10 protein-coding genes and 1 pseudogene are annotated in these 9324 nt (G+C 60.7%); 6 read left to right on the top strand and 5 right to left on the bottom strand.

Annotation, left to right across the window (positions count from 1 at the left end; translation table 11 throughout):
- Position 1 precedes the first annotated feature (1 nt).
- Both lolB and AC3WTM_RS26625 read right to left on the bottom strand, forming a co-directional pair.
- Complete coding sequence (lolB, locus tag AC3WTM_RS26630) at positions 2-619, bottom strand: lipoprotein insertase outer membrane protein LolB (protein WP_102671719.1); 618 nt, start codon at positions 617-619, stop codon at positions 2-4.
- Positions 620-623: 4 nt separating this feature from the next.
- Positions 624-2348, bottom strand: a complete 1725-nt coding sequence (locus tag AC3WTM_RS26625; RefSeq protein ID WP_102671718.1) for a tetratricopeptide repeat protein — start codon at positions 2346-2348, stop codon at positions 624-626.
- A 235-nt stretch (positions 2349-2583) separates the two neighbouring features.
- Here AC3WTM_RS26625 and hemA point away from each other — a divergent pair, with 235 nt between their 5' ends.
- From hemA to AC3WTM_RS26595, 6 genes are all read left to right on the top strand, one after another.
- On the top strand, positions 2584-3873 hold the full coding sequence (gene hemA, locus AC3WTM_RS26620; protein WP_102671717.1) for a glutamyl-tRNA reductase: 1290 nt from the start codon (positions 2584-2586) through the stop codon (positions 3871-3873).
- Complete coding sequence (prfA, locus tag AC3WTM_RS26615; RefSeq protein WP_007981853.1) at positions 3870-4952, top strand: peptide chain release factor 1; 1083 nt, start codon at positions 3870-3872, stop codon at positions 4950-4952. The genes hemA and prfA overlap by 4 nt, the downstream gene beginning before the upstream one ends.
- Complete coding sequence (gene prmC, locus AC3WTM_RS26610) at positions 4953-5783, top strand: peptide chain release factor N(5)-glutamine methyltransferase (protein WP_102671716.1); 831 nt, start codon at positions 4953-4955, stop codon at positions 5781-5783. It abuts the gene before it with no gap.
- Positions 5777-6532 carry a molybdopterin-synthase adenylyltransferase MoeB gene (locus tag AC3WTM_RS26605; protein WP_102671715.1) on the top strand — a complete coding sequence of 252 codons (756 nt, stop codon included), beginning with the start codon at positions 5777-5779 and terminating at the stop codon, positions 6530-6532. The genes prmC and AC3WTM_RS26605 overlap by 7 nt, the downstream gene beginning before the upstream one ends.
- Positions 6525-7316: a glutamate racemase gene (gene murI, locus AC3WTM_RS26600; protein ID WP_102671714.1), complete on the top strand. Its 792-nt coding sequence runs from the start codon at positions 6525-6527 to the stop codon at positions 7314-7316. The genes AC3WTM_RS26605 and murI overlap by 8 nt, the downstream gene beginning before the upstream one ends.
- 122 nt (positions 7317-7438) lie before the next feature.
- Entirely contained in the window at positions 7439-7957 is a 519-nt protein-coding gene (locus AC3WTM_RS26595) for an acyloxyacyl hydrolase (RefSeq protein WP_102671713.1), read from the top strand.
- Between the two features lie 82 nt (positions 7958-8039).
- Here AC3WTM_RS26595 and AC3WTM_RS26590 read toward each other — a convergent pair whose 3' ends face one another.
- The 3 genes and pseudogenes from AC3WTM_RS26590 to AC3WTM_RS26580 all read right to left on the bottom strand — a co-directional run.
- Positions 8040-8345 carry a YkgJ family cysteine cluster protein gene (locus tag AC3WTM_RS26590; RefSeq protein WP_007981864.1) on the bottom strand — a complete coding sequence of 102 codons (306 nt, stop codon included), beginning with the start codon at positions 8343-8345 and terminating at the stop codon, positions 8040-8042.
- 99 nt (positions 8346-8444) lie between these two features.
- Positions 8445-9227: an SDR family NAD(P)-dependent oxidoreductase gene (locus tag AC3WTM_RS26585; RefSeq protein ID WP_102671712.1), complete on the bottom strand. Its 783-nt coding sequence runs from the start codon at positions 9225-9227 to the stop codon at positions 8445-8447.
- Positions 9224-9322 (bottom strand): annotated as a pseudogene (locus AC3WTM_RS26580) (nuclear transport factor 2 family protein); the annotation flags it as partial. The pseudogene AC3WTM_RS26580 and the gene AC3WTM_RS26585, both read right to left, overlap by 4 nt.
- Positions 9323-9324 lie beyond the last annotated feature (2 nt).

The raw sequence follows: 9324 nt of genomic DNA, 5'->3' as shown, positions 1-9324 counted from the left end.
GTCATGACCCCAGTTTGCGCGGTTGCCAGATCTTGATCACCAGCGTGACATCAAGGTCGGTGCCGCTGAGTTTGATGCGCTCGGGTAACCAGAAACCGTTTTGCTGGGTGTAGGCGGTGTAGTCGACCTTCCAGCCATCCTGTTCAAGGCTCGCCAGGCGGCTGTCGCCGTCCAGGGTCAGGCGACTTTTGCTGTCGGGAGCCGGGAGCCCGCGCACCCACCAGGCCAGGTTGGACACGGGCAGCTTCCAGCCAAGCTGTTCTTCGAGCAGCACTTCCGGATTCGGCGCGTCGTAACGTCCCTGATTGGCGACTTCCAGTGACACCTTGCCCGGGCGTCCGGTCAGGCGAGCCGCACCGCGGCCCAGTGGTCCCGACAGGCGAATGTCGTAATAATCCTGGCGCTGCAACCAGAACAGCGTGCCGCTGCCCGAGTCTTTCGGGGCGCGGATGCCGATCTTGCCGTCGATCTGCCAGCCATCGAGGCCGGTCAGTTGCTGTTTGTGCTCGCGCCATTGGGCGGCGTTGCCATGGCCCTCGACCGACTCACGGGGACCCAGGCCCGCGCAACCGGCGAGCAGGGCGATAAAGCTGAAAACGATGAAGTGGCGAAAAAACATAATCTTAAAGAGTCTCTGATCCGGTCAGGCGTTTGATGGTGCCGCGCAGGGTCGGGCTGTCAGGCTGTTCCTTGAGGAACTTGCCCCAGACTTGTTTCGCTTCACGCTGTTTGCCGTTGGCCCACAGGACTTCACCCAGGTGAGCGGCGACTTCCTGATCGGGGAAGCGATCCAGGGCCTGGCGCAGCAGGCGCTCGGCTTCGTCGAGATTGCCCAAGCGGTAATTCACCCAGCCAAGGCTGTCGAGTACCGCCGGGTCTTCCGGACTGATCTGGTGCGCCTGTTCGATCAGGGCCTTGGCTTCGGCGTAGCGCGTGGTGCGGTCGGACAGTGTGTAGCCCAAGGCATTCAACGCCATGGCATTGTTCGGGTCGCGCTTGATGATCGTACGAAGGTCTTTTTCCATCTGCGCCAGGTCATTGCGTTTTTCCGCCTGCATGGCGCGGGTGTAGAGCAGGTTCAGGTCGTCCGGATATTTCTGCAAGGCCTGTTGCAGAGCATTCCAGGCCTTGTCGCCCTGATTGTTGGCGGACAGGGTTTCGACTTCGATCAGGTACAACTGGATGGCGTAATCCGGCTGCTCATCGCGCTCTGCCGCCAGCTTGCGTTGCGCTTCGGCGGTCTTGCCGTTGTTGATCAGGATGTCGGCCTGACGCAATTGCGCCGGCAGGAAGTCGTTGCCCGGGCCAACCTTGGCGTATTCGATCAATGCGCCTTGCGGGTCGTTTTGTTCTTCGGCGATGCGGCCGAGGTTCAGGTGCGCCGAGTCGACATGGCTTTCCCGGGCGATCAGGTCTTCAAGATGACCCTTGGCCTCGTTCCAGTCCTTGGCTTCCAGGCACACCAGCGCCAGGGAGTAACGCAGTTCGTCGTCTTCCGGGTATTGCTGGACCAGGCTCGAGAACTCGGCCTTGGCGTCGTCCATGCGGTCCTGTTCAACCAGCATCCGCGCGTAAGTCAGGCGCAGGCGCTTGTCGTCCGGGTATTTCTTGATGCTTTTCTGCAGCAGCGGCAGGGCTTCGTCACCGCGATTCAAGGTTTGCAGCAGGCGTGCGCGCAGCAGGATCGGCGCAACTTCGCCTTCGTCCGGTGGATTGTCTTCCAGCAGCTTCAGCGCGCCCTTGGCGTCGCCATCCTGTTGCATCAGCAAGGCCTTGCCGAAAATCAGCTGGCCGTTGTCCGGATGTCGCTGCAACAAACGGTCGAAGCTTTTCATCAAGCCGTTGCGGGTGTCCTGGTCGGTGTCGGCCGCGGACAGCGCAAGGAAGTCGAAATGGGTGTCGCCTTTGCCTTGCAGGACTTTCTCCATATAGGCCATGGAGTCGTCATAACGCCCGGCGCGTGCCAGTTGCACGGCGGCGGCGCGTTGCGCTTCGAGGTCGTCGGGGGCGTTCCTGGCCCAGATCAGCGCAGTATCGAGGGCTGCCTGGTCGGCGCCCAGATATTCGGCGATACGAAATGCCCGCTCGGAGATGCCCGGATCCTGGGTGTTGATGGCCTGGGTCACATAGTTGTCCAAGGCAATGTCAAAACGATTGCGCTGGCCAGCCAGTTCGGCGCTCAACAGGCTGAAGATGGTTTCCTCGCTGAATGGGCTGTAGACCTTGGGCTTTTCAGGGGCCGGGGTGCTGTCTTCAACCGGCGGCGCACCGTCCGACGAGACGGGTGCCAAGGCCTGGCAGCCGCTGAGGAAGACAAGAGCGAGGAGCAACGCGGAGGATCTATTCATATAGGAAGAGGACGACTAACCTGCGGTCGGCTCATCATGACACAAGCTTTCGACCAAACATAACCGGCCCGGCAATTTACCTGCCAACCCGATTCGCATCGCTCTGATGCTTGTGTAAACGAGAACTGCTCGCAACCCGCGGCAGCGCCTGATGGCGCGATAGATATCGAGTAGTTGTTCTGATTCCGTCGAAGTAGGACAATTGCCGGCTTCACGTCACCATCAGCGACTTTGAATGGCCTTCCTTGCACTCGGTATTAACCACAAGACTGCTTCAGTAGACGTCCGCGAGCGCGTGGCTTTTACCCCTGAACAGCTGGTTGAGGCCTTGCAGCAGCTCTGCCGACTCACCGACAGCCGCGAAGCTGCGATCCTCTCCACCTGCAATCGCAGTGAACTCTATATAGAACAGGATCACCTGTCGGCGGACGTCGTGCTGCGCTGGCTTGCCGAATATCATCATTTGAGCTACGACGAGCTGTGCGAAAGCGCCTATGTGCATGAAGATGATGCGGCAGTTCGTCACATGATGCGGGTGGCTTCCGGGCTCGACTCGCTGGTGCTGGGCGAACCGCAGATTCTTGGCCAGATGAAATCGGCCTATGCCGTGGCCCGCGAGGCCGGCACCATCGGGCCTTTGCTCGGTAGGCTGTTCCAGGCCACGTTCAATGCGGCCAAGCAGGTGCGCACCGACACGGCCATCGGCGAGAACCCGGTGTCGGTAGCGTTTGCCGCGGTGAGCCTTGCCAAGCAGATTTTCAGCGACCTGCAACGCAGCCAGGCCTTGTTGATCGGCGCCGGTGAGACCATCACCCTGGTTGCCCGCCATCTGCATGATCTGGGTGTAAAGCGCATAGTGGTCGCCAACCGCACCCTGGAGCGCGCGAGCATCCTGGCTGAACAGTTTGGTGCCCATGCGGTGCTGCTGTCGGATATTCCGGCAGAGCTTGTGCGCAGCGATATCGTCATCAGTTCCACCGCCAGCCAGTTGCCGATTCTGGGCAAGGGTGCGGTGGAAAGTGCCTTGAAACTGCGCAAGCACAAACCGATTTTCATGGTGGATATCGCTGTTCCCCGCGACATCGAGCCAGAAGTCGGCGAACTGGACGACGTTTACCTTTATAGCGTCGACGACCTCCACGAAGTGGTTGCCGAGAACCTCAAGAGCCGCCAGGGCGCAGCCCAGGCCGCCGAAGAAATGGTCTCGATCGGTGCCGAAGATTTCATGGTCCGCCTGCGCGAGTTGGCGGCGGTGGACGTGCTTAAGGCCTATCGTCAACAGAGTGAACGCCTGCGCGACGAAGAATTGCAAAAGGCCCAGCGCCTGCTGGCCAACGGCACCAGTGCCGAAGAGGTGCTGGTGCAACTGGCTCGCGGGCTGACCAACAAACTGTTGCACGCACCAAGCGTGCAGTTGAAAAAGCTTTCTGCCGAAGGTCGCCTGGATGCGCTGGCGATGGCCCAGGAACTCTTTGCCCTCGGTGAGGGCTCATCGGATAGCTTTTCGGATAAAAAACCGCAATGAAAGCGTCACTGCTCAATAAGCTGGATATCCTCCAGGACCGTTTCGAGGAATTGACCGCCCTGCTGGGCGACGGCGAGGTCATTTCCGATCAGAACAAGTTCCGCACCTATTCCAAGGAGTACGCGGAAGTTGAACCGATCGTGGGCGCCTATAAAGAACTGCTGAAAGTGCAGGACGACCTCGAAGGCGCCCAGGCACTGCTCAAGGACAGCGACCCGGACATGCGGGAAATGGCCGTGGAAGAAGTTCGCGAGGCCAAGGAACGCCTGGTCACGCTCGAAGCCGATCTGCAGCGCATGCTGCTGCCCAAGGATCCGAATGACGGCCGCAACGTGTTCCTCGAGATCCGTGCCGGTACCGGTGGTGACGAAGCGGCGATTTTCTCCGGCGACCTGTTCCGCATGTATTCGCGTTACGCCGAGCGTCGTGGCTGGCGGGTGGAGATCCTTTCGGAGAACGAGGGTGAACACGGCGGCTATAAAGAGGTAATTGCCCGGGTCGAGGGCGACAACGTCTACGGCAAGCTGAAGTTCGAGTCCGGCGCGCACCGCGTGCAGCGGGTTCCGGCGACCGAGTCCCAAGGCCGCATTCACACGTCGGCCTGCACCGTGGCGGTATTGCCCGAGCCGGACGAGCAGGAAGCCATCGAGATCAACCCGGCCGATCTGCGCATCGATACCTATCGCTCCTCCGGCGCCGGTGGCCAGCACGTCAACAAGACCGACTCGGCGATCCGTATCACGCACTTGCCGTCCGGCATCGTGGTCGAGTGCCAGGAAGAACGCTCACAGCACAAGAACCGTGCCCGGGCGATGTCCTGGTTGTCGGCCAAGCTGAACGATCAGCAGACCTCCGCCGCAGCCAACGCCATCGCCAGCGAGCGCAAGTTGCTGGTCGGTTCCGGTGATCGCTCCGAACGCATCCGCACCTATAACTTTGCCCAGGGCCGGGTCACCGACCACCGGGTCAACCTGACCCTGTATTCCCTCGACGAGATCCTTGCCGGTGGCGTTGAGGCGGTGATCGAGCCGTTGCTGGCCGAGTACCAGGCCGATCAACTGGCAGCGATAGGTGAGTAAATGACGATCATTGCCAGTTTGTTGCGAGCTGCCGATTTACCCGACTCGCCGACGGCGCGTCTGGATGCCGAATTGTTGCTGGCGGCGGCGTTGGGCAAGTCCCGCAGCTTCCTGCACACCTGGCCGGAGCGCATCGTGCCGAGCGAAGCGGCGCTGACGTTCGCCGAGTATTTGCAGCGCCGCCGCAGCGGTGAACCGGTGGCCTATATCCTCGGCCAGCAGGGTTTCTGGAAGCTGGACCTGGAAGTGGCACCGCACACGCTGATCCCGCGTCCCGACACCGAACTGCTGGTGGAAACCGCGCTGGAACTGTTGCCGGCCACACCGGCCAAGGTACTTGACCTAGGCACGGGCAGCGGCGCGATTGCCCTGGCCTTGGCCAGCGAGCGTCCGGTCTGGAGCGTCACTGCCGTGGATCGTGTCCTGGAAGCCGTAGCCCTGGCCGAACGCAATCGCCAGCGCCTGCACCTGGACAACGCCACCGTGCTGAGCAGCCATTGGTTCAGCGCCCTGGAAGGTCAGCGTTTTCAACTGATCATCAGCAATCCACCCTACATCGCAGCGTCCGATCCGCATCTGGTCGAGGGCGATGTGCGCTTTGAACCTGCCAGCGCCCTGGTGGCGGGGGGCGACGGGCTCGACGATCTGCGCTTGATCGTTGCCCAGGCACCGGACCATCTGGACGCCGGCGGTTGGCTGATGCTCGAACACGGCTATGATCAGGCCGAGTCGGTTCGCGATTTGCTGCTGACCCGGGGTTTTGAAGAAGTCCACAGCCGCACCGATCTGGGCGGTCATCAACGCATCAGTCTGGGGCGCCTGCCGTGCTGAATGATCGGGAATTGCTGCGCTACAGCCGGCAGATTCTGCTGCAACACATCGATATAGACGGCCAGTTGCGGCTCAAGGAAAGCCGCGTATTGATCGTTGGTCTTGGCGGCCTTGGCGCACCAGTGGCGCTGTATCTGGCGGCCGCCGGCGTTGGTGAGTTGCACCTGGCGGACTTCGATACGGTCGACCTGACCAACCTGCAACGCCAGATCATTCACGACACCGACAGCGTCGGCATGACCAAGGTCGATTCGGCAATGAAGCGCCTGACGGCGATCAACCCCGAGATTCAACTGATCGCCCATCGTGCGGCGCTGGACGAAGACTCCCTGGCCGCCGTAGTGGCCAGAGTGGATCTGGTCCTCGATTGTTCTGACAATTTTTCCACCCGTGAAGCGGTCAACGCCGCTTGCGTGGCGGCCGGCAAACCGCTGGTCAGCGGCGCGGCGATTCGCCTCGAGGGGCAGCTGTCGGTGTTCGATCCGCGTCGACCGGAGAGTCCGTGCTACCACTGTTTATACGGGCACGGCAGCGAAGCCGAATTGACCTGTAGCGAGGCCGGCGTGGTCGGTCCGCTGGTGGGGCTGGTCGGCAGTTTGCAAGCGCTTGAAGCGTTGAAGTTGCTGGCCGGATTCGGCGAACCGCTGATGGGGCGCCTGCTGTTGATCGATGCCTTGGGCACGCGCTTCCGTGAACTGCGGGTCAAGCGCGATCCGGGCTGCAGCGTCTGTGGGCCGAAACATGCGTGAAGCGCCGATTGGCGTGTTCGACTCCGGTGTCGGTGGGCTCTCGGTACTGGCCGAGATCCAGCGTTTGCTGCCCAATGAGTCTCTGTTGTACGTCGCCGACTGCGGAAATGTTCCCTACGGCGAAAAATCCCCGGCATTTATCCAGCAACGTTGCAGCGTGATGGCCGACTTCTTTCGGCAGCAGGGCGCCAAGGCTTTGGTGCTGGCGTGCAACACGGCGACGGTTGCCGGGGTCGCCGACCTGCGTCGCGACTATCCGGAATGGCCCATCGTTGGCATGGAGCCGGCAGTCAAGCCGGCCGCCGCCGCAACCCGTTCCGGCGTGGTGGGAGTGCTGGCCACCACAGGCACTTTGCAGAGCGCCAAGTTCGCCGCGTTGCTCGACCGCTTCGCCACGGACGTGAAGGTGATCACCCAGCCCTGTCCAGGGCTTGTGGAGCTGATTGAAAACGGCGACCTGCGCAGCCCCGAGTTGCGCCAGCTGTTGGCCGGGTATGTCGAGCCACTGCTGGCTGCCGGCGCGGACACTCTGATTCTCGGCTGCACCCATTACCCCTTTCTCAAGCCGATGCTGCGGCAGATGATCCCCGAGGACATCAGCCTGATCGACACCGGCGCCGCCGTCGCGCGACAACTTCAGCGTCTGCTGGCCGAAGGCGAGCTGCTCGCCCAGGGGCCTGCCCGTGAGGCACAGTTCTGGACCAGCGCCGATCCGCTTCATTTCAGAAATATCTTGCCGATACTGTGGAATACCTCTGGTGTTGTGCGAAGCTTCAACAGGTAGATGGCTGTCCGGGGGGATACGAAGAGTCGGGGTAAACTTCTGATAAATCGCTGACTTCTATAGTTTTGCAGGGCTTGGTAACAAAAAAACCATACGAAATCGTTCGGAAAAGGAAGTTTCAAGTGAAGCGACTATTCTGCTTGGCCGCGATTGCGACCGCACTTTTGGGGCACACTTTTACCGCGCAGGCGGCAGGTGTGGAATTTGCCGTGGGGCAAACCGGCGAGTCGACCATGACCTATCGATTGGGGATGCAATTCGATTGGGACCAGAGCTGGTGGCAGAGCGACGTTGGTCGTCTGACCGGTTACTGGGACGGCGCCTATACCTATTGGGAGGGTGACGAGAAATCCAGTAACCACAGCCTGTCGTTCTCACCCGTGCTTGTTTATGAATTTGCCGGCCAGAATGTCAAACCCTACATTGAGTTTGGGGTTGGCGTGGCGGCGTTTGCCAGCACCGAAGTCGAAAGCAACGATCTGGGCAGCGCCCTCCAGTTCGAAGACCGCTTTGGTTTCGGTTTGCGCTTTGCCGGCGGACATGAAGTCGGGGTTCGTGCGACGCACTATTCCAACGCCGGGATCACCACTCCGAACGATGGTGTAGAAAGTTACGCATTGCATTACACGATGCCGTTGTAATCACCACGGTTTCAGCGGGCTGTAAATCCCTCTGTGGGGGCGAGCAAGCTCGCTCCCACAGAGGGGCACGTTGTTTTCCAGTTCAGCGATACGCCGTTGAAATCCCCTGGCGTTCGTCGATGCACTCCGGAGCGCCCATCTCGAACTCCCGGCAGATCAGCGGGCGTTTTTCGTAGATCGTGCACATCATCGTGTTGCGATCCAGTGCGGCACACCAACCGTCATCCAGGCGCAACATCACTTCCCCGCCCCAGTCATCGGTATCGATGAACCGTTCAGGCACGCCCGTATCTGTGATCAGCATGACTTCGAGCTGGCAGCAGCAGGCTGCGCAGGTCGAGCAGGTGACCGCGGGCTCCGCGATTTGCGTATGGGGGATGGTTTTCATGGCGCGCAGTGTAAGGCAGTCAACGGGTACTGTGTGAAAGGTCTGACGGACGCTCAAATATCGGAGCGTCCGAGACACCGCCGCCATTGATGACGACTTTCAGGGTTTATCCTTGATCGGTGGCTGGCTGCGCACCATGCGTTTGCCGATCTCCAGTTTTACTTGGTCCGGTCGTTTGGAGAGTGGCCAGAGGGCGGCCATGAACGCTGCGGGGAAAGCGATTTCCAACGGGCGGTCCTTGAGTTTTTCGAAGATGTGCCGCGCGGCTTTCTCCACCGGCCAGCTCAAGGCCATGGGCGAGTCGTTTTTTGCCGTCAGCGGCGTCTCGACAAACCCGGGGCTGATTACCGTGAGTTCTATGCCTTCCGGGGCCAGTTCGATGCGCAGGGATTCGAACAGATAACGTAGCCCGGCCTTCGAAGTGCCGTAGGCCTCTGCCTTGGGCAGCGGCAGGTAGGTCACCGTACTGGCCATGGCCACCATATGCGGTGCGGTGCCGGCACGCAGCAATGGCAGGGCGGCGTCGATGCAATAGCTGCTGGCCAACAGGTTAGTGCGCACCACATGCTCGACAATCGACGCATCGAACTGCTTGGCATCCACGTACTCGCAGGTGCCAGCGTTCAGTATCACGGTGTCCAGCGAACCCCAGTCCTCGGCAATCTGCTCGCCGATCTCGCGTACGGTCTGGCTGTTGGTCAGGTCTCCGGGGACCACTAGCACTTGTCCCGGAAAACGTAGCGACAATTCTTTCAGGGGCGCCACGGTGCGCGAACTGACGGCCAGGTGCGCACCGGTTTTCAGGATTTCTTCGGCCAGGGCGGCACCGATACCGCTGCTTGTACCGGTCAGCCAGTATCGTCGTGCGAGTGTGCGACTCATCCCAATCTCCTTTTCAACCAGGCAATTGCCCGGCTCAATACGGGTAAGCGTTCATAAAGCAGAGCTTCGGAATCGAAGTAATCCCGGTGGCGGTAAT

It is taken from the genome of Pseudomonas sp. EU05-FHT14B02, from assembly GCF_058791055.1.
Note: the sequence above shows the minus strand (reverse complement) of the source record. Positions and strands in the feature narration are given on the sequence as shown.